Source organism: Nitrospirillum guanabarense (genome assembly GCF_034653355.1).
Taxonomy (GTDB): Bacteria; Pseudomonadota; Alphaproteobacteria; order Azospirillales; family Azospirillaceae; genus Nitrospirillum.
On sequence record NZ_JAYEER010000003.1, the window covers coordinates 1,405,752 to 1,427,548 of the forward strand.

Below are 21,797 nucleotides of genomic sequence, written 5' to 3' on the forward strand. Positions count from 1 at the left end.
TGGCACGTTCGCGTAACGCCGCAGGTGGTAGCGTTAACATCGCCTCGGGCATTTTTGTCCGGGAAATGCTATGGTGGGGATAGGCGTTCCGCCCTATCCCCGCCTTCCGACTGAATCCGCCGCATGAGCATCATCGTTCGCAGCCTGCCCGACCAGGCCTATGAAATCGTGCGGGAGCACATCCTGCTGGGCACCATGGCGCCGGGCACCGCCGTGCAGCAGGCGGCGGTCGCCAGCCAGCTGGGCATCAGCAAGATCCCCCTGCGCGAGGCCTTGGGCCGGCTGGAGCAGGATGGCCTGGTCACCTCCTTCCCCAACCGGGGCTATGTGGTGAACACGCTGACGGCGGAAGAGGCGACGGAGGTGTTCGCCCTGCGCCTGAAGCTGGAACCCGGGGCGACGGCGGATGGCGCCCGGCGCGCCACCCCGGCCGACCGGGAGCACGCCCGGGCCGAGCTGCTGGCGCTGGAGCGGGAGCAGGGGACCGCCGGCACCGGCCACGTCACCCACAACCGCGCCTTCCACATGGCGCTAATCCGCCCGGCGGGCGGCATCACCAGCCAGTTGATGGAACGCCTGCACATCCTGTCGGAACGCTACGTCCGGGCGCACCTGGAACCCCAGGGTCGTGACGACAGGGCGCGGGATGAGCACCGCGCCCTGTTCGATGCCTGGATGGCCGGCGACGCCGCGGTGGTGGAGACGCTGACCGCCCGGCACATCCAGGGCACGCTGGACGATCTTCAGCGTGAACTGGCGGGCTGACCGGAACGCGGCGGGTGTGACCCCGCCGCGCTTGACGTCTCACGCTGCCACGGCCGTCACCTTCGGTGCCGCCTTCACCCAGGCGGGCTGTTCCCGCATGTGGTCCAGATAGCGGTTGATGTTGGGGAAGGGCGTCCAGTCAAAGGGCGTCACGCTGCGATAGCCCTCCAGGCAGACCAGGCCGTAGTCGGCCAGGGTGACGCCGTTGCCCACCAGGTAGGTGCGGCCGGCCAGGTGGCTTTCCAGCACGGGGGCGAAGCGGGCCAGATCCTGCTGGAAAAACGCCATGACCTCGGCCGCCGGCTCGCCCAGGCCGTTGCGGGGCTTGATGATGCTTTCGAAGATCAGGGTGCCCCAGGCCTTGTTGAAATGCGCCTGCTCCCAGAACTGCCAGCGGGTGATGTCGGCGCGCACGGCGGGATCGTCCGGAAACAGGGATGAGCCGCCGGCCTTGGCCACCAGGTACTGGTTGATGGCGCAGCTCTCCCACAGCGTCAGGCCGCCGTCCACCAGCACCGGCACCATGCCGTTCGGGTTGAGGGCCAGGAAGCCGGGCTGCCGCGTCTCCTGCTTCGTGAAGTCCAGGGTGCGGACCTCGACCGTCAGGCCCAGGTGGTGGACGACGGCCAGGACCTTGCGGACGCTGGGGGAGCCGGGAAGGGTGTAGAGTTCCATGATGCGTATGCTCCTTGGGTTTGGGGAACACCGCTAAGACGCCGGCGGCGCTGCAAAAGATACGGACCCGGACCGGCAAATATTTTTCGCACCCCCTGTAGCCTTTCGCCGACCTGGATCGTCCTTGGGGGATGCACCCCCGCGGAAGGCGTCTTTCCCATGCTTCAGATCCATCCCCGGCCCCAGACGGATTTCGACCGCCTGGTGCGCGACCTGCGCCCCCGGCTCTACACCTTCTGCGCCCGCATGGTGGGCTCGGTGGTGGAGGGGGAGGACGTGGTGCAGGAAACGCTGTTGAAGGCGCTGCAGGCCTGGCCGGGGATCGAGCGGCTGGAAAGCCCTGAGGCCTGGATGTTCCGCATCGCCCGCAACGCCGCGCTTGATGCGCTGAAGCGCGGCGGCCGGACGGAGCCGCTGGACGACCATGAGCATCTGGCGGTGGAGACGACGGACGCGCTCAGCCAGCGTGAGCTGGCCGAATTCGGCCTGCGCCCCTTCATGAAGCTGTCGGCCGCCCAGCGCGCCTGCCTCATCCTCATGGACGTGCTGGGCTACACCCTGGCGGAGATCGCGGCCATGCTGGACATGAGCGTGCCGGCGGTGAAGGCCGCCCTGCACCGGGGCCGGGCCAAGCTGCGCGCCCTGGCCGCCACGCTGGAGGAGCCGGTGCTCCTGACGCTGTCGGCGGAGGAGCGGGCGCACCTCGCCCGCTATGTCGCCCTGTTCAACGCCCGCGACTTCGACGCCGTGCGCGCCCTGCTGGCCGATGACGTGCGCCTGGATCTGATGGGCGAATTCACCCGCCACGGCCGCGCGGGCGTCGAGCCCTACTTCGGCAACTACAGCCGCCTGCTGGGTTGGCACCTGGTGCCGGGCACCATCGACGGCCAGCCCGGCCTGCTGTCCTACCGCGACGGTGCCATCGCCAATTTCATCTTCATCAGCTGGCGGGACGGGCGCATCACCCGCATCCGGGATTTCTTCCACTGCCCGGTGGCGCGCGGCATAGCCGACGCCCGTCCCCTGGAGATGGCTTCATTCCCGGAGGGTGGGGCCATCCAGATCTGACTCCCGGCTGAGGTGCCCCGTCAGGCTTTCGGGCGCGATGGGGACGGAGGTGTGCTCCTGCGCGATGAGCCACGCCATCTTTCCCTGGGGGCCTTCGCGCTTCACCAACTGCCAGCTTAAGCGGTTCTGCATGGACCGCAGCTTGGCCCCCTCCGGCGTCAGGGCGGTGTAGGTCAGGAAGGCGCTGAGACCCGCGGCCTCACCACCGCCCACCACCCGCACCGCCTCCGCCGTGACCCGCACCCGCTCGTCGTTCAGCCCGCCCAGCCAGGCCTCCACCGACTGGCGCCAAGCCGCCCGGTCGGGATAGGACCAGGTATCCCAGGTGTCGAACACCACCACATCCTCGGCATAAAGCGCCAGCAGCGCCGCCGCGTCCCGGTTCCACACCGCCTGGCGGTAGGTCTCCAGAACCGACTTCACCTCTTCTTCCATATCGCTTCTCCTATGAGCGTTGAGCCTGGAAGACGAACGACAAGGGCTGAAGGATACAGGGGCGATTGGGTTTTTTTGGAGCAAGAACAATTTTAGTTTTTCGATGGAAGTTTAATGGCCATCGGATAGTCCGCATGCATAACTATCTTGGCCTTGCGGCTGATGTGATATTGCCCGTTTGAGGTGGGTTAATCATTCTCGGGGGGGCAATTAAGCGCACCGTTGGGAAATATTTCACAAAATCTCGAGAATTGATGGTGACAAGAGGGGAGTTGGTAATAGCGGCGGCCGCACCAATTAGGAAATCAGGGAGCAATCCCAATTTTGGTCCAGTGTTATCTCTCTTATATTTAAGAAATGTTTTTGCAGCAAGGAAAAGAATGCGATCATCTCCTTGGTACCTTTCGATAAATAGCCCTGTTAGGGCATCATTGACATCAGAGATAGATGGCATGCCAACCGAAAATTCCGCATATACAATGTCAACAATAACTATTGGCCGCTCTGCTGACTCAAGTTGCTCTTTTGACCACTCATGGTCAGCTTCGTTCTCATTGAGTGCCGAGAAGAGGACGCTGGTATCGAAAAAGGTTGTCATTTTTCCCTCGTCAACCTGAGGACCTCTTCAGCGGTCATGGTGGGGCTTATGCCTTTGCTGCGTAAATTTCTGAGAGTCTCTCGTGTTCGTGTCCGGATAAATTCGTCTGGATCAAAATCAACAGTTTGCAAGGGGTTAAGGACTTCAAAGCCCGCATAAACAGCCAACATTGCGCAAATGTTTGGTATAGTTTTTAGAATTCGGGGGTTGCTCGGATGAAAGGCGGACCAAGGTTCATCATTATTTGGGCTGATCCATTGGTCGAAATCCTTAATGACGATTTGTGTTCGAGCTTTGACAGCCTCTTCGGAAAAGCGCTCGACAGATCCACATGCAGAATAAAGTCTGACAAGATGTTTTGCGGCTAGATCTTTCTCAAGGCTTTTCTTCCCTGTCATGGCAAAGAAATCAGATTGCCTGATTAGATCGAGATATTCAGCCCCTGATGTTTGGTGTCCATCTATCAGGCGATTATTTATTAATCGATCGAGCGCTAGGAACAATGCATCTACCCACCATCTCTCGATTTTGTCGGAAGAGATGTTCTTAATTTTTCCGATTTTGTAGAGATGAGCAAGATTAGTGGACAGCTTTCGGGCGGTTTGAGCTTTATAGCGATTGTCGTTTTCGATAAAATTTTGAATGTCGTCCGCGTTAATGCGTGCAGTATCCCACCCATAATCTTGCGAAACGCGTTCTTTTATATAATGAAGGGCCCAAAGGGCGGGGCGACGTTGTTCCCTAGAGGCTCTGCTAAACTTTCCGGCATAGCTGAAATTAAATGCGAATATGGCTAGTTTATCGAAGCGATCGGAATGTTCGCTAGTAATTCCTTGGAAAACAAGCTCGTCGACTAATATATGATCTTCCCCATCTATTTTCTTGTTAAAAAGAAAAAAATTCATAGGGATGAGAGGGGAACCTGGAAGGATGCTTGCTCGTTGACGGAAAATTTCCCGAGGAACATTTTCGAGTTTATTATCGAAGCCTAACTTGATGCTCTCATGGAGGCGGCGCAGCCCCGTTTCGTGGCCCCACGAAAAGTTCTTAGTGAAGCTTCCCGGCTTCCAAATTTCCGCTTCAGCAGGCATTGCGCTTAATCTCTGGCTCCGTCCTTAGCGGTAAACGCGCAAAGGTTGTTATTCTGAGCTTAGATGGGGCGTTGCGCAAGCTGACATCGTTGCATTACCTAAACTCTTTGAGCTGCCCTACGTCATTTCTGACGTGTTCTCCAAATCTCCGTCGCCACCCTGTCGGCCTCGGCCGGCTCATCCGCCAACCCCAGGGCCAGCACCCCCAGGGCAATGGTGGCGATGACGGTGGCGGTTTCGGCCTCCCGCCCCGGTTCGCCGCGCCACACGGGCAGCAGGCCCGGCACCTCCGCCTTGCTGGCGCTCAGCGCGGGGAGGGGGAGTTCCCGGCGCTCCGCGCCGACTTGCAGATAGGCGGTGGTGGGCTTGGCGGGATTGCGTTCCACCTCGCCGCCGCCGCCCTTGACCACCACCAGGCGGGGGCGGTTCAGGCGCTGGGCGACGTCTAAGTGCAGGTCGATGTAGGGCGGGTGGAAGACGCCGTCGACGGCGGCGCGGGTGTCGAACGGGTCCAGCAGGCGGCAGACGGTGTTGATGGGGCTGCGCAGGCCCAGCAGGTGGCGCAGGTTCAGGAGATGGTCCAGCGTTGGACTGAGCACCGACAGGGGCAGGTAGGCGAAGCCGGTTTCGGCCACCAGGGCCTTGGCGTCCGCGCGGCTGGTGGCCGGGCGCAGGCCCAGCTCCCCCAGGGCGTCGGGCACGTCGCGGCCCTGGGTGAAGGCGTTGGACCCGTGCATGATGACGCGGTGCCCGGCCTGGGCCAGCGCCAGGGCGGACAGCAGGAACCAGGGCTCATCGCGGGTGCGGCCGGCGCCGTAGGATGGCCAGTCCAGGTCGGCGGCGCCGGTGCAGGCGCCGTCGCTGATGCCGGCGGCGTCGCGCGCGGCCTCCACCAGGCCCGCCACCTCATCCGGGTCCTCCCCGCGATAGCGCAGCAGCATGAGGAAGGCGCCCACCTGGTGGGGATCGGCCTCACCCCTCAACACCATGCCCAGGGCCGTACGCGCCTCTTCCCGCGTCAGGGAGCGGGAGCGGCCGGGGCCGCGCCCCAGGGTGCGGACGTACTGAGCGAAGACATGTTCATCGGTCATGGGGCGGGCAGGCTCTGGCAGGATCAGGCGGCGTGGGAGCGCACCTCGGTCATTGCGGACTCTACCGCGTCCTGCCGCCGCAATGCCACCACCCGTCCCACCAGCACCAGGGTGGGGCCGCTCACCGCCGCTGCCGCCACCAAGGCGGCGATGTCGGCCACCGTGCCGGGCAGGCGGCGTTCACTGGCCAGGGTCGCGTTCTCGATGGCGATGGCCGGGGTGCCGGGGTCCAGGCCGGCGGCCAGCAGGCGCTGAGTGACTTGGCCCAGCGTGCGACTGCCCATATAGATGGCGATGGTGCCGTCGCAGGCGGCCAGGGCGTTCCAGTCGTGGGCGGGCAGGACGTCATCAGCGTCCCCTTCCTGACAAGCATGGCCGGTGATCACGTGCAGGCTGCGGCTATAGCCGCGCTGGGTCAGGGGCATGCCCATGCCGGCGGCGGCGGCGCAGGCCACGGTGATGCCGGGCACCACCTCCGCCACCACGCCGGCGGCGGCCAGGGCCTCCAGCTCCTCGCCCGCGCGGCCGAAGACCATGGGGTCGCCGCCCTTCAGGCGCACGACATGCGCGCCCGCCTGGGCATGGGCGACGATCAGGCGGTTGATGGCCGCCTGGCTCATTTCATGCTGGCCGCAGCGTTTGCCCACGTCGATGCGCCGGGCATGGGCGGGGGCCAGGTCCAGGATGCGCGGGTCGACCAGCTTGTCGTACAGCAGCACGTCGGCGCTTTCGATGCGGCGCAGGGCCTTCACCGTCAGCAGCTCAGGATCGCCGGGGCCGGCGCCCACCAGGCTGGCGCGGCCGGTGACGTTAGGCTGAGGCATGGACATCGCGCAGGATCTCCTTAAGTTCGGGAATACAGGACCCGCAATTGGTGCCCGCCTTCAGGCAGGCACCGATCTCCTCCGCCGAGGTCAGGCGGTTGGCGACGATGGCGTCCCGGATGGTGACCAGGCCGACGGAGAAGCAGGCGCAGACGGTGCGGCCGGCGGGCTTCACGCCCGCGGCCCCTGAACCGCCGGGGGCGCGGCCGGACAGCAGGATGGGCCGCGCCGCGTCTGTCACCTTGTCACCCAGCAGGGCCGCCAGCACGTCGCGGGGCGGCAGTTGGGTACCGTCGCCGGCGGCCAGGAACAGGCAGGCCTCCAGCCGGCCGTCCACCAGGATGGCGACGCGCAGCAGGCCGCGCCCGGCATCGGTCAGCTGCAGCCACTCCGCACCCGCTGGCGGATGCAGCAGGCCCTCGACGAAGCGGGTCAGGGCCATCCCGTCCGGCAGGGGGTCCGACCCCATCAGCTCGAAGGCGTGGCCGTTGCTGAGCGGCACGCGCGACCAATAGGCCACACCCTGGGGTCGCACGGCGGCGCGGTGCAGCAGCAGGCCGCGCCAGGCCACCGGCACCGCCTCCGCCCGCACCGGCGTCAGCTTCAGCTCCGGCTGGCCGGAGATGGGGTCCAGCGCCGCGTTGACCAGGCGGCCGGCGGGCCCGGCGGAGCAGAACTCATCCGTCCAGTGCATGGGCAGGAACAGCTCCCCCACCCGCTGGCCAGCATCTACGGTGGCGCGCACCACCGTGCCGGCGTGGACGCTTTCGATGCGCACCAGGTCGCCGTCGGTGACGCCCAGGCGCGCGGCGTCGCTGGGGGACAGGGCGGCGCGCGGCTCACCCGTGTGGGCCAGCAGGCGGGGCACGCGGCCGGTGCGGGTCATGGTGTGCCATTGGTCGCGGATGCGGCCGGTGTTCAGCACCAGGGGGTATGCGTCGTCGGTGCGGCCGGCGGGCGGGCGCCAGGGCGTGGGCACCAGGCGGCCCCGGCCGCTGGGCGTGGCGAAGCCGCCCTGGCCGAACAGCCGCCCGCCCTCATCCCCGGCCCAGCGCACGGGCCAGCGCACCGGCGCCAGGGCGTCGTACTGCCCATCGGTCAGCATGGCCAGGCCGCTGATGTCGAAGGGCCGGCTGCCGGCATTCTCAAAGCCGGACAGGGCGGCATGCTCCCGGAACACCGCCGCCGAACTGGTCCAGGAAAAGGCGTCCTTCCAGCCCATGCGCTGGCCCACGGCCGCCAGCACCCGCCAGTCGGCCCGCGCCTCGCCCGGGGCGGGGCGGAAGGGGCGCTGGCGGCTGATGACCCGTTCGGAGTTGGTGACGGTACCGTCCCGCTCCCCCAACCCGCCGCCGGCAGCACAACGTCGGCCAGGGCCGTGGTGTCGTTGGGCCAGCAGTCGGACACGACAACGAAGGGGCAGGCGCGCAACGCCTCGCGCACAAGGGCTGCGCGGGGCAGGCTGTCGGCGGGGTTGGTGGCGATGATCCACAGGGCCTTGATGCGGCCGTCCAGCACGGCGTCGAACATCTCCACCGCCTTCAGCCCCGGCGTGGTCGCCAGGTTGGGCGCCCGCCAGAAGCGGCGGACGCGGTCGATGGCCTCGGGCTGCTCGAAGCGCATGTGGGCCGCCAGTTGGTTGGCCAGGCCGCCCACCTCGCGCCCGCCCATGGCATTGGGCTGCCCGGTGATGGAGAAGGGGCCGCAGCCGGGCTTGCCGATGCGCCCCGTGGCCAGATGGCAATTGATGATGGCGTTGACCTTGTCCGTGCCCACGGACGATTGGTTCACGCCCTGGGAATAGACGGTGACGACGCGCGGGGTGGACGCGAACCACTGGTAGAAGCGGGCCAGGTCCGCCGGGTCCAGGCCGGTAAGGGCGGCGGTCCGGTCGGCCGTTTGCCGGGCGGCGGCGAGGGTGGCCTCAAACCCCTCCGCATGCGCCGCCATCCAGGCATGGTCCAGTTGGTCTTGGTCGGCCAGGTGGGCCAGCAGGCCGTTGAACAGGGCGACGTCGGCGCCGGGGCGCACGGCGAGATGCAGGTCGGCATCCTCGCAGGTGGCGGTGCGGCGGGGGTCGATGGCGACGATGCGGAGGGGGCGCTTGGCCTTGGCGGCCAGCAGGCGCTGGTGCAGCACCGGGTGGCACCAGGCGGAATTGCTGCCCACCAGCACCACCAGGTCCGCCAGTTCCAAATCCTCATACGTCCCCGGCACCACGTCGGCGCCGAAGGCGCGATTGTGGCCGGCGACGGAGGAGGCCATGCATAGCCGCGAATTGGTATCGATGTTGCCGCTGCCGATGAAGCCCTTCATCAGCTTGTTGGCGACGTAATAATCCTCCGTCAGGCATTGGCCGCTGACGTAGAAGGCAATGCTGTCGGGGCCATGCTCCGCGATTGTGGCCTTGAACCGCTGGGCCACCAGATCCAGGGCCTGGGTCCAGTCCGCCGCCCGGCCGTCGATCAGGGGGCGGGTCAGCCGCTCGCCGTCCTTCAGCGTTTCCGCCAGGGCGGATCCCTTGGAGCAGAGGCGGCCCCGGTTGGCCGGGTGGTCGGTGTCGCCCACCACCCGGCCATCGGCCTGGGCCACGACGCCGCAGCCCACGCCGCAATAGGGGCAGGTGGAGCGGACGGTGCCGGTGAGGGCACCGGCTTCAGCGTCCCGTGCCATCCCCTCCGGCATCACGCCACCATGACCAGCAGGATGCGGCCGTCCTGCACCCGCACAGGGATGCGGGTGACGCAGCCCTCGTCCGGGGCGCAGGCCTCGCCCGTCTCCAGGTCGATCACCCAGTTGTGCAGGGGGCAGGTGACGGCATGGCCGTGCACCGTGCCCTGCGACAGCGGGCCACCCTTATGTGGGCAGCGGTCATCCACGGCGAAGACGGCGTCATCCAGGGTGCGGAAGACGGCGACGTCGCCCCGGGGGGTGGCGACCACGCGCGCACCCTGGCGGGGGATGTCCTCCACCGCGCCCACCTCGACCCAGCGGCTTTCGATACCAACGTTGTCCATGGCGCTTCACTCCACCGTCGCCAGGGTGCGGAAGGGGGCGGCCGCCGCCTTGCCGGGCGCGCGCTCGGCCCAGGGGTCGTCCTGGCTGAATTTCTGGGCGTACAGGAACTTGGCGTAGAGCGCCTTGCGGCCCACCTCATCGTCCACGATGCGCTGCTTCACATGGGCCAGCCCCACCCGCTCGATCCAGGGCGCCGTGCGCTCCAGATAGCGGGACTCCTCGCGGTAGAGCTGCAGGTAGGCGCCGCAGTACTCCAGCACCTCACCTTCCGTCGTCACCTTGCACAACAGGTCGGTGACGCGGACGTGGATGCCGCCGTTGCCACCGACATGCAGTTCCCAGCCGCTGTCCACCGCCACGACGCCGAAGTCCTTGATGGTGGCCTCGGCGCAGTTGCGCGGGCAGCCGGACACGGCCAGCTTCACCTTGTGCGCGTGCCAGGATCCCCACGTCATGCGCTCCAGCTTCACGCCCATGCCGGTGCTGTCCTGCGTGCCGAAGCGGCACCACTCCGACCCCACGCAGGTCTTCACCGTGCGCAACGCCTTGCCGTAGGCATGGCCGGAGACCATGCCGGCGTCATTCAAATCCTTCCACACATGGGGCAGTTGCTCGCGCGTCACACCCAGCAGGTCGATGCGCTGGCCGCCCGTCACCTTCACGGTGGGGATGGCATACTTGTCCACCACGTCGGCGATGGCGCGCAGCTCATCCGCCGTGGTCAGGCCGCCCCACATGCGCGGCACCACGGAATAGGTGCCGTCCTTCTGGATGTTGGCGTGGTTGCGCTCATTGACGAAGCGGGATTGCTGGTCGTCCTGGTACTCACCGGGCCAGGCCACCAGCAGGTAGAAGTTCAGCGCCGGGCGGCAGACATGGCAGCCGTCGGGCGTGGACCAGCCCAGGGTGGACATGACCGCCGGCATGGTGCGCAGCCTCTGATCCACGATGGCGCGGCGCACCTGGTCGTGGCTGTGGGTCGTGCATTTGCACAGCGGCTTCTCCCCCGTGGGCTTGGCGTAGCTGTCACCCAGCGACAGGGCCAGCAGCTGTTCCACCTGGGGCGTGCAGCTGCCGCAGGAGGCGGACGCCTTGGTGCGGGCCCGCACCCCCTCCAGCGTGGTCAGGCCATGCTCCGCGATGGCGCCCATGATCTTGCCCTTGCACACGCCGTTGCAGCCGCAGATCTCGGCATCAAGGGGCAGGGCGGCCACGGCGGCGGTGGGGTCGGCGGCGGGCGCGCCGGCCGCCAGGCTGGCGAAGGCCTGGCCGAAGATCAGGGTGTCGCGCAGCTCGCCCAGCGGCTTGTCCTCGCGCAGCAGCTGGAAGTACCAGCCGCCGTCCTGGGCGTCGCCATACAGCACCGCGCCCACCAACTTGTCGTCGCGCAGCACCAGGCGCTTGTAGGTGTTGCGGGCGGCATCGCGGAAGACCACCTCCTCCGTCGTCTCGTCGCCGATGAAATCGCCGGCGGAGAAGACGTCGATGCCCGTGACCTTCAGCCGGGTGGCCATGGCGGCGGGAACGTAGTCACTGGTGGCGTCCTCGCGCGCCAGATGGTCGGCGCAGACCTTGGCCATGTCCCACAGCGGGGCCACCAGGCCATAGGTCTTGCCGCGATGCTCCACGCACTCGCCCACCGCGAAGATGTCGGGGACGGAAGTGCGCATGTCGTCGCCCACCTCGATGCCGCGGTTGATGGCCAGGCCGGCGGCCCGCGCCAGGTCGATGTTGGGACGGATGCCGATGGCCAGCACCACCAGGTCGCCCGGGATCTCCCGTCCATCGGCCAGACGCACGCCCTGCACCCGGCCCTCGCCGAAGATCTCCTCGGTCTGGCCGTTGGTGAAGAAGTTCATGCCGCGCTCGTCCAGCTCGCGCTGCAGCAGCTCGGCCGCCGCCTTGTCCAGCTGGCGTTCCATCAGCGTGCCCATCAGGTGGACGACGGCCACCTGCATGCCCCGGCGCAGCAGGCCGTTGGCGGCCTCCAGCCCCAGCAGGCCGCCGCCGATGACGATGGCGCGCTTATGCTTTTCCGACGCCGCGATCATGGTGTTGACGTCGGCGATGTCGCGGAAGGCGCAGACACCGGGCAGGTCCAGGCCCGGCACCGGCGGGGCGATGGGGCGGGACCCCGTGGCCAGCAGGACCTTGTCATAGGCCACCACCCGGCCGCTGGCCGATGTCACGGTGCGGGCCTGGGTGTCGATGGCCGTCACCGCGTCACCGGTGACGAGATTGATCCCGTTCTCCTCGTACCAGGAGCGGGGGTTGATGACGATCTGCTCCAGGTCCTTTTCGCCGGCCAGCACGGACGACAGCATGATGCGGTCGTAGTTCACGTGCGGTTCGGCACCGAAGACCGTGATGTCGTACTTCAGCGGGTTGCGCTTCAGCAGTTCGTCCACCGTCCGCATGCCGGCCATACCGTTGCCGACAACCACCAGCTTCTGGCGCGGGGGCATATGCGTGTCCATGGGGGAACCCTTCCCTTGAAATCGCTGAGTTTGGAGTGCTGTCAGTCAAACGCGGGCGGCGCCCAGGGCGGTGGCGCCCCAGGTGGTGCGCCACCGGCGCTTCACGCCGGTCAGGCCGACCAGGGCGGCCAGGGCCAGCAGGGCGAACAGCAGGAAGCCCGCCTGGTAGCCGCCGGTCAGCTGCTTGGAGTAGCCGAGGCTGGAGGCCAGGTAGAAGCCACCGACGCCGCCCATCATGCCGACCAGGCCGGTCATGACGCCGATCTCGCGGCGGAAGCGCTGCGGCACCAGCTGGAACACGGCGCCGTTGCCCATGCCCAGGGCCAGCATGGCGACGACGAAGACGGCCAGGGCCATCCAGGCCTGCGGCAGGGCGAAGCTGACCACCACCAGGGCGCCGGCGGCGACCGTGTACATGACGGTCAGCGAGCGCACACCGCCGATGCGGTCGGCCACCGCACCACCGATGGGTCGCACCAGGGACCCGGCGAAGACGCAGGCCGCGGTGAAATAGCCGGCGGTGATGGGGCTGAGGCCGTACTGGTCGTTGAAGTAGATGGTGAGGGAGGAGGCGAGGCCGACGAAGCCGCCGAAGGTGACGCTGTAGAAGAACATGAACCACCAGGCGTCGCCGATCTTCAGCACGGCCAGGTATTCAGCCAGCGACTTGGCCGGCGGGCATTCCGGGCTGTCCTTGGCCAGCACGGTGTAGACGCACAGCGTTAGGGCGAGCGGGATGGCCAGCAGGCCCAGCACGTTGTTCCAGCCATAGGCCACGGCCAGGGCCGGCGCGAAGAGGGAGGCGAACACAGTGCCGGAGTTGCCGGCGCCCGCCAGGCCCAGGGCCGTGCCCTGATGCTCCGGCGGATACCAGCGCGAGGCCAGCGGCAGGGCCACGGCGAAGCTGGCGCCGGCCACGCCCAGGATGGCGCCGGTCAGCAGCGTGGCGTTGAAGCTGTGCACCCCGAAATACCAGACGGCGATCAGCCCGGCGATCACCACCACTTGCGCCAGGAGGCCGGTGCGCTTGGGCCCCAGGTGATCCACCAGGATGCCGTTGATGACGCGGAAGAAGGCGCCTGCCAGGACGGGAACCGCCACCATCAGGCCCTTCTGCGCCGGCGACAGGCCCAGATCCTTGGCGATCAGCACGCCCAGCGGGCCCAGGATCACCCAGGCCATGAAGCTCATGTCGAAGTAGAGAAACGCCGCGAACAGGGTCGGCAGATGTCCAGCCTTCAGGAAACTCTTGTTCATCGGGTGCGCCTCCGGGCAGGGCCGTGGGCCTTTGGCGATGGGGCCGGCCATGGGGCAGGCGCCGCCTATCACCAGAAGGGGTGGTGGATCGGGACCAGGCCGCGATGGGCCTGTGCGGTGGTGGGGTAGGGCCCGGTGGAACCGGACGCTGACAGGCCGCCGTTGACCCGCCGATCAGACCACAAGGGACGCGCACCGTTGCGCCATCCCGGAGGCGGGACCGCCCCGCCGTTGGGGCCGTCCCGATGCAGAAAAGAACCTTTCGGCCCCCTGCTCGTGTAATGATCTTCGCAACCGCCGTGCCAATTTCGCTGTCGCGGAAAACCTGGGGTTTTGGAAAAATGGCGGGCGACCTACATGCCTAATCCCTGAGCAATCGCCAAGTTGACGGCGCAAATGATTAAAATATAGGCGATAACTGAGGTGAATTGGGGATGGAGGCACGGCAGATCGAACTGCGCGTCGGCTGGTGCAGTGAAACGGGCCGCCGCCCGCGCAATGAGGACTACGTGGGCGTGTGCCTGGGTACCGCCACCCAGCGGGCCCGCCAGGGCGCGGTGGCCGCCATCGCCGACGGCGTGTCGGGGGCGCCGGGCGGCCGCGTGGCGGCGGAACTGGCGGTACGCGGCTTCATCGATTTCTATCTGGGCGAACGCCAGACCCTGGGCATCCGCCGGGCGGCGGCGCACGCGGCGGAGGCCATCAACCGCTGGATCCACGCCCAGGGCCGGGCGGACCCGGAGCGCACGGGCATGGCCACCACCCTGACCGCCGTCATCCTGCGCGACCGCCGCGCCCATATCCTGCACGTGGGTGATACCCGCCTGTACCGCCTGCGCGACGGTCGGCTGACCCAGCTGACCGAGGACCATGTGCACAGCGGCCCGGACCAACGCCACATCCTGCGCCGCGCCATCGGGCTGGAGGATGCGCTGCGCGCCGACTACACGGCCGAACCCTTGCGCGAGGGCGATCGCCTGGTGCTGCTGACCGATGGCGTGCACGGGGTCTTGTCATCCCGCGACCTGGCCCGCCTGACGGCCGCCGAACCGACGCCGGAGGCGGCCAGCCAGGAGATGGTGGCCGCAGCGTTGTCCGCCGGCAGCCACGACAACGCCACCGCCCTGGTCATCGACGTGGTGGCGCTGCCGCCGGCCGACCAGGGCGAACTGGCCGACCTGACGGCGGAACTGCCCATCCTGCCCGTGCCCAAGCCGGGCGATGTGGTCGACGGCTATCGCGTGGGCCGCCAATTGTCCGATGGCCGCTACAGCGCCCTGTTCCTGACTGAGCCGGCGGGGAAGGAGGCACCGCTGGTGCTGAAGTTCCCCAAGCCCACGGTGGCGGAGGATGCCGTCTACCGCCTGGCCTTCGTGCGCGAGGGCTGGGTGGCAGCGCGGGTGCGCAGCCCCTGGCTGGGGGAGGTGGTGGAGGTGCCGCCCGGCCGGCAGACCCGGCTATACACCGTCATGCCCTATTACCCGGGGCAAACCCTGACGCAGCGCCTGGCGGCGCCACCGCGCGTGGGCGTGGCGGAGGGCGTGTCCCTGGCGGTGAAGCTGACCAAGGCGGTGGCGGCCCTGCACCGTGCCGGCATCATCCACCGCGACATCAAGCCGGACAACGTCGTCATCGACGGCGCCGGGTCCTTGCGCCTGATCGACCTGGGCGTGGTGCGCCTGCCCGGAATGGAGGATTTTCCGGCCGAGCAGATCCCCGGCACGCCCAGCTACATGGCGCCGGAACTGCTGGCCGGGGAGCCGGGCGATGAGCGCACCGATCTCTACGCCTTGGGCGTCACCGTCTATCACCTGTTCACCGGCGCCTACCCCTATGGCGAGGTCGAACCCTTCCAGCGCCCCCGCTTCGGCGCGCCCGTGCCGCTGCAGCAGCGCCGGCCGGACCTGCCCACCTGGCTGGACCTCACGGTCATGAAGGCCGTGGCCGCCAACCCGGCTGATCGCCACGGCGACGTGCTGGAATTCGCCCTGGAACTGGAGGCCGGCGCCGCCCATCCCGCGCCACGCCCCACCCGCCGCCGCTCCTTCTACGACCGCGACCCGGTGCGATTCTGGAAGCTGACGGCCCTGGTGCTGCTGGTCCTGCTGATCCTGTCGCTGGTGCGGGATTAGAACTGGCGGTAGTTGGCGAGCGGAAGGCCGTTCTTCTCGACGAAGGCGTTCCAATCGGCAATGGCGTCTTGATTCTCGACCAGCCATCGAGCGGCTTGCTCTTTGTTCATTGGCGTGCGCGTCGTTGTCTGACGGTCGCACGGAAGTTTTTCATCTGACATGGCCAATCACCCGCAGAGCGCGCGTCGTTTGTTCAAGAGCAAACTGCTTCCCCCGTAGCTTCGAGGCAAGCGCGGACGGCGTCAATGTTCTGCGCCAGTGCTTGGGTTGGAAGGCCGGCCAATGTGGTCATGTCGAGATGCCGACGATTGCCGCTATCTCATACAAATCCGGCCGGTAGATGTGGGCGGTCAGGGCCTCCGCCTCGACGCCGCTGACCGGCAGGTCGCGCCAGCGGGCCATCTGGTCCAGGAACCAGCGGGCCTGATCCAGGGTGGGGCGGGTGGCGTTGCCGAAGACGCAGACGTCGGTGTCCTGGCCCAGGCCATCGCGCGCCCCGCCGGGGAGGGAGGCGGCGATGATCTCGGGCGCCAGGTTCAGGAAGGCGGGCTGGGCCAAGGTGGCGGCGATGGCGGCCGTGTTGGGCGGGTCGGCGCAATCTGCGGCGGCACGGAGCAGGGCGCGCAGCATAGCCTGGAGGGCATCGGGCTGCTCCTCGGCCCAGGCCTCGCGCACCGCCAGGCACTTCTCCGGATGGCCGGGCATGATGTCGGATGACAGGGCCACGGTGCGGCCCACCCCGGCGGCCGCGGCCACGGCACCCCAAGGGGCGCCGGCGCAGAAGCCGTCGATGCGGCCGGACTCGATGGCGGCCACGCTGTCGGCCGGGGGCACGATGGCCCAGTCGACATCGGCCTGCGGGTCGATGCCGGCGTTGTGCAGCCAGCTTTTGAATAGCAGGGCATGGGTGGACCATGCATGGACCACCGCCAGGGTGACGCGGGGCCGGCCACGCAACAACTCGGCCAAGCGCTGGCCGGCCTTGGCGGCGTTGGGGCGCCCCCCTGCCAGGATGGGCCCGGCCAGTTCATTGGACAGGGTCACGGCGTCGCCGTGCTGGCTGAGGCTCATAGGGATGATCAGGCGGGCCGCCGCCGGCCGCAGGCCCAGCGCCATGGCCAGCACCAGGGGCGGCAGCATCACGGCGGCATCCAGCAGGCCGTAGGACAGCTTGTCCGCCAAGTTGGCCCAGCTGGGCTCCACCGACAGGGTGACGTCCAAGCCCTCTGCCGCGAACAGGCCGGAGGCCTGGGCGTGGATGACCGGGGCGCTGTCGGTCAGGCGCAGCAGGCCGATGCGGACGGGGCGTGAAACGGTCATGAGCCGCCTCCCTTTTTCGGTTCAGCGGCGGCGACGATGTCGGCGGCCACGGCGGCCAGCTTGCGGCTCTGCTCCATGGCCTGGCGGCGCAGCCAGCGATAGGCCTCCGGCTCCGCCATGCCGCGCTGGCGCATCAACAGGGCCTTGGCCTGGTCCACCACCTCACGCTCGCGCAAGGATGTTTCGGCCTTGTGCAGGCTGGTTTCCACCTGGCGATAGCGGCGGAACATGGCCACGGCCGCCTGCACCACCGGCTTTATGGCGGGCAGCGAGGCCCCGACCACGTTGTAGGAACTGACGCCGGCCTCGATCGCCGCCTCCATGAAGGCCGGGTCGTCCTGGTCGACGAACATGACGATGGGGCGCGGGTCGTGGCGCGAGATGGCGCGAATGTCCTCCAGCCCGTCGCGGTCGGGGCGGGCCATGTCCACGATCACGAGGTCGGGGGCGGTGCGCAGCACGGCGTCCGCCAGCAGCTCGCCAGCGGCCAGGCGCACGATCTCCGTGGCGCCGGCGGCGGCCAGGTCGGCCTCCACGATGCGCCCCGGGTCGTTCAAATGGACTGTGTCGGCGATCAGAACCTTCACCGGCGGCCCATGAAGCTGGTTGGCGGGGGAACACCCTTAATCGCCAACCGGGCTGTCATGCAAGCGCGGTGATGCCGATTGTGTCCGTCAGGTTAGAGAACGGGCAACAATCGGTCGATGGCCTGGGCCATGTCCACGTCGCGCTGAGACAGGCCGCCGGCGTCGTGGGTGGTCAGCCGGATGTCCACGCGGTTGTAGACGTTGAACCATTCCGGATGGTGGTCCGCCTTCTCCGCCAGCAGGGCCACCTGGGTCATGAAACCGAAGGCGGCGCGGAAGTCGGTGAAGACGCAGCGGCGGGTGATGGCGTCGCCCTCCGGCGTCACGGTCCAGCCGGGCAGCGAGGGAAGATCGGCGGCGTTCAGGCGCTTGACCATGATGGACCTCTTCAGTCGGCGGTGGGGGCGGTGACGGGAACCAGGGCGCCGTTGATGGCCCGGGCGGCCCGGCTGGCCAGGAAGATGATGGCGTCGGCCACCGCCGCCGTGGCCGTCCAGCTCTTGGGATCGACGTTCGGCATGTCCGCCCGGTTCCGCGGCGTGTCCATGATCAACGGCAGCACGGCGTTGACGCGGATGCGCCCGCCCAGCTCCGCCGCCAGGCTTTCGGTCAGGCGGGCCACGGCGGCCTTGGACGCGGCGTAGGCGCCCATGCCGGCGCCGGCCTTTTCCGCCGCCGCGGCACCCACGTTGACGATGGCGCCGCCGTCGGACAGGCCGCCATCCGCCTCGGCCACGATGGCGGCCCGGCACATGTTCAGGCAGGTGCGGGCGTTGATGGCGAACAGCTTCTCCCACGCCGCGGGATCGCCGTCCGCCACCGTCTGCCAGCGGAAGCCGCCGGCGACGTTGACCAGCACGTCGGCCCCGCCCATGGCGACCTTGGCTTGGCTGAAGGCGGTGCGGGCGGCGGCCTCATCCGTCAGATCCACGCCGCCCAGGTGCAGCACGCCCTCCGCCACGGCGACGGGTGCCGGCGCATGATCGACCACGGCGACGTGATGACCGGCCGCCCGGAAGGCCTGGGCCACGGCGGTGCCCAGAACCCCGGCGCCGCCGGTGATGATGACCTTCTGCTGGGTCATGATAATCCCCTCTTCGTTTCTCAGACGTTCAACGCGGGCGTCACCTGGCCCCGGCAGTCGCCGAAGCCGATGGAGACATAGCCGTCGGCCACGGCGCGGCCGGCCAGGATCAGCTCATCGCCATCGGCCAGGAAGGTGCGCGTCTCGCCGTTGGGCAGGGTGATGGGCGCCTTGCCGCCCCGCGTCAGTTCCAGCAGGCTGCCCACGCCGCTGTCATCGGAGGTGGAGATGGTGCCGGTGCCCAGCAGGTCGCCGGGGTTCAGGTCGCAGCCGTTGCAGGTGTGGTGCGCCACCAGCTGCGCCGCCGTCCAATAGAGGTTGGTGGCGGGGCCGGTACCCAGGCGGTGCGGGGCCTGCTTGTCCTCGCGCATCTTGGGGGTGCGGATCAGCACCGACAGCTCGATGCCATAGGCGCCGCGCTCCTGGTCCGTCTCATCCCACAGATAGGGCAGGGGCTTGGGATCATCGGCGGCCCGGGCCGGCTGACGGGTGCGGAAGGGAGCCAGCGCCTCCGCCGTGATGATCCAGGGCGACACGGTGGTCAGAAAGTTCTTGGCCAAGAAGGGGCCCAGCGGCTGGTATTCCCAGGCCTGCAGGTCGCGGGCCGACCAGTCGTTCAGCAAGCACAAGCCGGCGATGTGGCTGTCGGCCTCACCGATGGCGATGGGCGTGCCCAGCTCATTGCCTGGGCCGATCCAGATGCCCAGCTCCAGTTCCAGATCCAGGCGCTGGCTGGGGCCGAAGGTCGGCGCCTCGGCATCCGGGGCCTTGCGCTGCCCGTTGGGCCGGCGCACCTCCGCCCCGGTCACGCGCACGGACGAGGCGCGGCCGTGATAGCCGATGGGCACATGCTTGTAGTTGGGCAGCAGCGGGTTGTCCGGGCGGAACTGCCGGCCGATGTTCAGGGCATGGTGGATGCCGGCGTAGAAGTCGGTATAGCCGCCGATGGTTGTGGGCAGGTGCAGGGTGCAGTCCGCCGCGTGGTAAAGCAAACCTTCCACGATGCCCTGATCATCGCTGCCGTTGGCCAGCAGCTGCGACAGCCGGCGGCGCAGGGCCCGGCGCGGGCCTGCCCCCAGGGCCAGCAGCGGGTTCAGCGTGCGCCCGCTGGCGGCGATGGCCGCGTCCAGCGCGTCGCCCGTCAGCAGGCCGGACCGGCTGGCCTTGGCCAAATCCAGCACCCAGTCACCGATGGCGACACCCCCGCGCGGCGCCTCGTTCCGGGTACTGAACACGCCCAAGGGCAGGTTCTGGATGGGGAAGTCGGCGTGGCCGTTGGCGCTGCTGACCCAGCTGGTCAGGACCGGGTTGTGCGTTTCATCGATCAAGGGAATGTTCATCGCGGCAGCTCGGCCTTGGTGAAGCCCGCCCAGCAGTCATCATAGTCCAACTGCATCAGCGGGGTCTCGGTGGCGAAACGGGTGGGTCGAATGACCCAGCGGCTTTCGAACATGAAGGCCATGGTGTTCTCGATCTTATGCGGCTTCAGGTCCGCCGCCACCGCGCGCTCGTAACTGGTGCGATCGGGGCCGTGGCCGCTCATGCAATTGTGCAGCGAGGCGCCGCCGGGCGCGAAGCCGCCGGCCTTGGCGTCGTACTGGCCATGGATCAGGCCCATGAATTCATTCATGACATTGCGGTGGAACCAGGGCGGCCGGAACGTGTCCTCCGCCACCATCCAGCGCGGCGGGAAGATGACGAAGTCGCAGTTGGCCGTGCCGGCGATTTCCGATGGCGCCGTCAGCACCGTGAAGATGGACGGATCCGGATGGTCGTAGGACACGGTGTTGATGGTGTTGAACCGCGCCAGGTCGTATTTGTAGGGCGCCAGGTTGCCATGCCAGGCCACCACGTCCAGGGGGCTGTGGTCCAGGGTGGTGGTCCACAGGCGGCCCTGGAACTTCTGCACCACCTCGGTCGCCTCATCCACGTTCTCGAACCAGGCGACGGGGGTCAGGAAGTCGCGCGGGTTGGCCAGGCCGTTGGCGCCGATGGGGCCCAGGTCGGGCAGCTTGAACGGCGCGCCGTAGTTCTCGCAGACATAACCCCGGGCGGTGCCGTCCGGCAGCAGGACGCGGAAACGCACGCCGCGCGGCACCACGGCGATTTCGCCCGGCGCCACCTCCAGCCGGCCCAGCTCCGTCTCCAGGCGCAGGCGGCCCAATTGCGGCACCAGCAGCAATTCGCCATCCGCGTTGTAAAACACCCTTGCCGTCATGGACTGGTTGGCGGCGTAGAGGTGGATGGCGATGCCGGTGTTGGCGGCCACGTCGCCGTTGCCGCCATAGCTCACCAGGCCGTCGACGAAGTCGGTCGGCGCGTCGGGCAGGGGCAGCGGATCCCAGCGCAGGCGGTTGGGGGTGGGCGGCACCTCATCGAACGGGCCGAACCGTAGCAGGCTGGCCCGCCCATATGCCGTGAAGGGCGCATGGCTGGCGGTGGGGCGCAGGCGGTACAGCCAGGAGCGGCGGTTCTCCGTGCGCGGGGCGGTGAAGGCGCTGCCCGACAGCTGCTCGGCATACAGGCCGAAGGGCACCTTCTGCGGCGAGTTGCGGCCCACGGGCAGGGCGCCGGGCACGGCCTCGGTCGCGAAGCTGTTACCGAAGCCGCTCATCATGTCAAAGGGCGCGTTGTCTCGGATGCTGTCCTGGGTCATGGCCGCTGCCTCCACCAGATCGTTTCATTTGAAACGATATAAGGGGCGATGTCCGCCGCTTGTCAAATGGATAAACGCCGCCGGACTTTGGCTCCCGGCCCGGATGGCCGGCGGCCTCCGCGAAAACCTTTCAATCGCGCTGGCGGAACCCGACAGCGCTGAAAAGGTTTCGCGGCGAAAGCGCCGCTGGTGAAAGGAAGCTCCCGAAAACGGAAAAGATCAGATGGGCAGCGCCGTGGTGTATTTCACCTGGCTGAGCGCGAAGTGCGACGCGGCGGCGGCCACGGCCGGGTGGGCCAGCAACTCGCGCATCAGGAAGCGTTCATAGCTGGCGACGTCGGCCACCACCACCCGCATCAGATAGTCCCATTCGCCCGACATGCTGTGGCAGTCCATGATCTCCCCCCGCGTCTGGATGAAGGCCTCGAATTCCTGCCTGTCCTTGGTGGCGTGGCTTTTCATGCGCAGCTGGCACATGACGCTGACGCCGCGACCCACCTTGGCGGCGTCGACCAGGCGCACGGTGGCGCCCAGGATGCCCGCCCCCTCCAGCGCCTTGATGCGCCGCCAGCAGGAGGCCGGGGAGGCGCCGACCTCCTCCGCCAGGGCGGCATGGCTCAGGCTGGCATCGCGCTGCAGGGCGCGCAGGATGCGATGGTCGATTTCATCGAACTGATCAATCTCTTTCATTTTTTCCGATCCTGCGAAACACGCTTCCC

General features: G+C 67.7%; 22 protein-coding genes. 3 read left to right on the forward strand and 19 right to left on the reverse strand.

The window, feature by feature from the left end; all coding sequences use genetic code 11:
* Positions 1–123: 123 nt before the first annotated feature.
* Positions 124–765, forward strand: coding sequence for a GntR family transcriptional regulator (locus UAA55_RS15495; RefSeq protein WP_322953820.1), 642 nt, complete (start codon positions 124–126; stop codon positions 763–765).
* A 39-nt stretch (positions 766–804) separates the two neighbouring features.
* On the opposite strand, the gene UAA55_RS15500 is transcribed toward UAA55_RS15495, so the two are convergent.
* Entirely contained in the window at positions 805–1,440 is a 636-nt protein-coding gene (locus UAA55_RS15500) for a glutathione S-transferase family protein (RefSeq protein WP_145610290.1), read from the reverse strand.
* Positions 1,441–1,599: 159 nt separating this feature from the next.
* Here UAA55_RS15500 and UAA55_RS15505 point away from each other — a divergent pair, with 159 nt between their 5' ends.
* A complete protein-coding gene (locus UAA55_RS15505) occupies positions 1,600–2,508 on the forward strand; it encodes a sigma-70 family RNA polymerase sigma factor (RefSeq protein ID WP_322953821.1) in 909 nt (302 codons plus the stop codon).
* Here the strand turns inward: UAA55_RS15505 and UAA55_RS15510 are convergent.
* From UAA55_RS15510 to UAA55_RS15555, 10 genes are all read right to left on the reverse strand, one after another.
* Positions 2,476–2,943: a YybH family protein gene (locus UAA55_RS15510; protein ID WP_322953823.1), complete on the reverse strand. Its 468-nt coding sequence runs from the start codon at positions 2,941–2,943 to the stop codon at positions 2,476–2,478. The two genes, UAA55_RS15505 and UAA55_RS15510, sit on opposite strands and share 33 nt — an antisense overlap.
* 142 nt (positions 2,944–3,085) lie before the next feature.
* Entirely contained in the window at positions 3,086–3,541 is a 456-nt protein-coding gene (locus UAA55_RS15515; protein WP_322953824.1) for a type II toxin-antitoxin system VapC family toxin, read from the reverse strand.
* Positions 3,538–4,632, reverse strand: a complete 1,095-nt coding sequence (locus tag UAA55_RS15520; RefSeq protein ID WP_322953826.1) for a hypothetical protein — start codon at positions 4,630–4,632, stop codon at positions 3,538–3,540. The genes UAA55_RS15515 and UAA55_RS15520 overlap by 4 nt, the downstream gene beginning before the upstream one ends.
* 122 nt (positions 4,633–4,754) lie before the next feature.
* Positions 4,755–5,723, reverse strand: a complete 969-nt coding sequence (locus UAA55_RS15525) for a glycosyl transferase family protein (protein WP_322953828.1) — start codon at positions 5,721–5,723, stop codon at positions 4,755–4,757.
* 23 nt (positions 5,724–5,746) lie between these two features.
* On the reverse strand, positions 5,747–6,553 hold the full coding sequence (cobA, locus tag UAA55_RS15530) for a uroporphyrinogen-III C-methyltransferase (protein WP_322953830.1): 807 nt from the start codon (positions 6,551–6,553) through the stop codon (positions 5,747–5,749).
* Positions 6,534–7,652: a molybdopterin dinucleotide binding domain-containing protein gene (locus UAA55_RS15535; protein ID WP_322954470.1), complete on the reverse strand. Its 1,119-nt coding sequence runs from the start codon at positions 7,650–7,652 to the stop codon at positions 6,534–6,536. The genes cobA and UAA55_RS15535 overlap by 20 nt, the downstream gene beginning before the upstream one ends.
* Entirely contained in the window at positions 7,646–9,220 is a 1,575-nt protein-coding gene (locus tag UAA55_RS15540; RefSeq protein WP_322953831.1) for a molybdopterin-dependent oxidoreductase, read from the reverse strand. Before UAA55_RS15540 ends, UAA55_RS15535 begins: the two co-directional genes overlap by 7 nt.
* Before the next feature lie 11 nt (positions 9,221–9,231).
* Positions 9,232–9,564, reverse strand: a complete 333-nt coding sequence (gene nirD / locus UAA55_RS15545) for a nitrite reductase small subunit NirD (RefSeq protein WP_322953832.1) — start codon at positions 9,562–9,564, stop codon at positions 9,232–9,234.
* 6 nt (positions 9,565–9,570) lie between these two features.
* Positions 9,571–12,042, reverse strand: a complete 2,472-nt coding sequence (nirB, locus tag UAA55_RS15550) for a nitrite reductase large subunit NirB (RefSeq protein ID WP_322953833.1) — start codon at positions 12,040–12,042, stop codon at positions 9,571–9,573.
* A gap of 45 nt (positions 12,043–12,087) precedes the next feature.
* Positions 12,088–13,299: a nitrate/nitrite transporter gene (locus tag UAA55_RS15555; protein WP_322953834.1), complete on the reverse strand. Its 1,212-nt coding sequence runs from the start codon at positions 13,297–13,299 to the stop codon at positions 12,088–12,090.
* A 434-nt stretch (positions 13,300–13,733) separates the two neighbouring features.
* Between UAA55_RS15555 and UAA55_RS15560 the strand changes: the two genes are divergently transcribed.
* Positions 13,734–15,431 carry a protein kinase domain-containing protein gene (locus UAA55_RS15560; RefSeq protein ID WP_322953836.1) on the forward strand — a complete coding sequence of 566 codons (1,698 nt, stop codon included), beginning with the start codon at positions 13,734–13,736 and terminating at the stop codon, positions 15,429–15,431.
* On the opposite strand, the gene UAA55_RS15565 is transcribed toward UAA55_RS15560, so the two are convergent.
* From UAA55_RS15565 to UAA55_RS15600, 8 genes are all read right to left on the reverse strand, one after another.
* Complete coding sequence (locus tag UAA55_RS15565; RefSeq protein WP_322953838.1) at positions 15,428–15,592, reverse strand: type II toxin-antitoxin system CcdA family antitoxin; 165 nt, start codon at positions 15,590–15,592, stop codon at positions 15,428–15,430. The two genes, UAA55_RS15560 and UAA55_RS15565, sit on opposite strands and share 4 nt — an antisense overlap.
* Positions 15,593–15,719: 127 nt before the next feature.
* Positions 15,720–16,751: a CmpA/NrtA family ABC transporter substrate-binding protein gene (locus tag UAA55_RS15570; protein WP_322953840.1), complete on the reverse strand. Its 1,032-nt coding sequence runs from the start codon at positions 16,749–16,751 to the stop codon at positions 15,720–15,722.
* Positions 16,748–17,338 carry an ANTAR domain-containing response regulator gene (locus tag UAA55_RS15575; protein ID WP_322953842.1) on the reverse strand — a complete coding sequence of 197 codons (591 nt, stop codon included), beginning with the start codon at positions 17,336–17,338 and terminating at the stop codon, positions 16,748–16,750. The genes UAA55_RS15570 and UAA55_RS15575 overlap by 4 nt, the downstream gene beginning before the upstream one ends.
* Before the next feature lie 92 nt (positions 17,339–17,430).
* The gene (locus UAA55_RS15580) at positions 17,431–17,715 is read right to left on the reverse strand and encodes a 4a-hydroxytetrahydrobiopterin dehydratase (RefSeq protein WP_322953844.1); all 285 of its coding nucleotides are present in this window, start codon (positions 17,713–17,715) and stop codon (positions 17,431–17,433) included.
* Positions 17,716–17,726: 11 nt separating this feature from the next.
* Positions 17,727–18,422 carry an SDR family NAD(P)-dependent oxidoreductase gene (locus UAA55_RS15585; protein ID WP_322953846.1) on the reverse strand — a complete coding sequence of 232 codons (696 nt, stop codon included), beginning with the start codon at positions 18,420–18,422 and terminating at the stop codon, positions 17,727–17,729.
* A gap of 20 nt (positions 18,423–18,442) precedes the next feature.
* Positions 18,443–19,750 carry a fumarylacetoacetase gene (fahA, locus tag UAA55_RS15590; protein WP_322953848.1) on the reverse strand — a complete coding sequence of 436 codons (1,308 nt, stop codon included), beginning with the start codon at positions 19,748–19,750 and terminating at the stop codon, positions 18,443–18,445.
* A gap of 8 nt (positions 19,751–19,758) precedes the next feature.
* Entirely contained in the window at positions 19,759–21,078 is a 1,320-nt protein-coding gene (gene hmgA / locus UAA55_RS15595; protein ID WP_322953850.1) for a homogentisate 1,2-dioxygenase, read from the reverse strand.
* A gap of 219 nt (positions 21,079–21,297) precedes the next feature.
* Positions 21,298–21,768 carry an Lrp/AsnC family transcriptional regulator gene (locus UAA55_RS15600; RefSeq protein ID WP_145610276.1) on the reverse strand — a complete coding sequence of 157 codons (471 nt, stop codon included), beginning with the start codon at positions 21,766–21,768 and terminating at the stop codon, positions 21,298–21,300.
* Positions 21,769–21,797: the final 29 nt, after the last annotated feature.

Coding starts and splice junctions, on each gene's coding strand:
- UAA55_RS15495 (WP_322953820.1), top strand. CDS start 124: ATGAGCATCATCGTTCGCAGCCTGCCCGACCAGGCCTATGAAATCGTG.
- UAA55_RS15500 (WP_145610290.1), bottom strand. CDS start 1,440: ATGGAACTCTACACCCTTCCCGGCTCCCCCAGCGTCCGCAAGGTCCTG.
- UAA55_RS15505 (WP_322953821.1), top strand. CDS start 1,600: ATGCTTCAGATCCATCCCCGGCCCCAGACGGATTTCGACCGCCTGGTG.
- UAA55_RS15510 (WP_322953823.1), bottom strand. CDS start 2,943: ATGGAAGAAGAGGTGAAGTCGGTTCTGGAGACCTACCGCCAGGCGGTG.
- UAA55_RS15515 (WP_322953824.1), bottom strand. CDS start 3,541: ATGACAACCTTTTTCGATACCAGCGTCCTCTTCTCGGCACTCAATGAG.
- UAA55_RS15520 (WP_322953826.1), bottom strand. CDS start 4,632: ATGCCTGCTGAAGCGGAAATTTGGAAGCCGGGAAGCTTCACTAAGAAC.
- UAA55_RS15525 (WP_322953828.1), bottom strand. CDS start 5,723: ATGACCGATGAACATGTCTTCGCTCAGTACGTCCGCACCCTGGGGCGC.
- cobA (WP_322953830.1), bottom strand. CDS start 6,553: ATGTCCATGCCTCAGCCTAACGTCACCGGCCGCGCCAGCCTGGTGGGC.
- UAA55_RS15535 (WP_322954470.1), bottom strand. CDS start 7,652: ATGCTGACCGATGGGCAGTACGACGCCCTGGCGCCGGTGCGCTGGCCC.
- UAA55_RS15540 (WP_322953831.1), bottom strand. CDS start 9,220: ATGGCACGGGACGCTGAAGCCGGTGCCCTCACCGGCACCGTCCGCTCC.
- nirD (WP_322953832.1), bottom strand. CDS start 9,564: ATGGACAACGTTGGTATCGAAAGCCGCTGGGTCGAGGTGGGCGCGGTG.
- nirB (WP_322953833.1), bottom strand. CDS start 12,042: ATGGACACGCATATGCCCCCGCGCCAGAAGCTGGTGGTTGTCGGCAAC.
- UAA55_RS15555 (WP_322953834.1), bottom strand. CDS start 13,299: ATGAACAAGAGTTTCCTGAAGGCTGGACATCTGCCGACCCTGTTCGCG.
- UAA55_RS15560 (WP_322953836.1), top strand. CDS start 13,734: ATGGAGGCACGGCAGATCGAACTGCGCGTCGGCTGGTGCAGTGAAACG.
- UAA55_RS15565 (WP_322953838.1), bottom strand. CDS start 15,592: ATGTCAGATGAAAAACTTCCGTGCGACCGTCAGACAACGACGCGCACG.
- UAA55_RS15570 (WP_322953840.1), bottom strand. CDS start 16,751: ATGACCGTTTCACGCCCCGTCCGCATCGGCCTGCTGCGCCTGACCGAC.
- UAA55_RS15580 (WP_322953844.1), bottom strand. CDS start 17,715: ATGGTCAAGCGCCTGAACGCCGCCGATCTTCCCTCGCTGCCCGGCTGG.
- UAA55_RS15585 (WP_322953846.1), bottom strand. CDS start 18,422: ATGACCCAGCAGAAGGTCATCATCACCGGCGGCGCCGGGGTTCTGGGC.
- hmgA (WP_322953850.1), bottom strand. CDS start 21,078: ATGACCCAGGACAGCATCCGAGACAACGCGCCCTTTGACATGATGAGC.
- UAA55_RS15600 (WP_145610276.1), bottom strand. CDS start 21,768: ATGAAAGAGATTGATCAGTTCGATGAAATCGACCATCGCATCCTGCGC.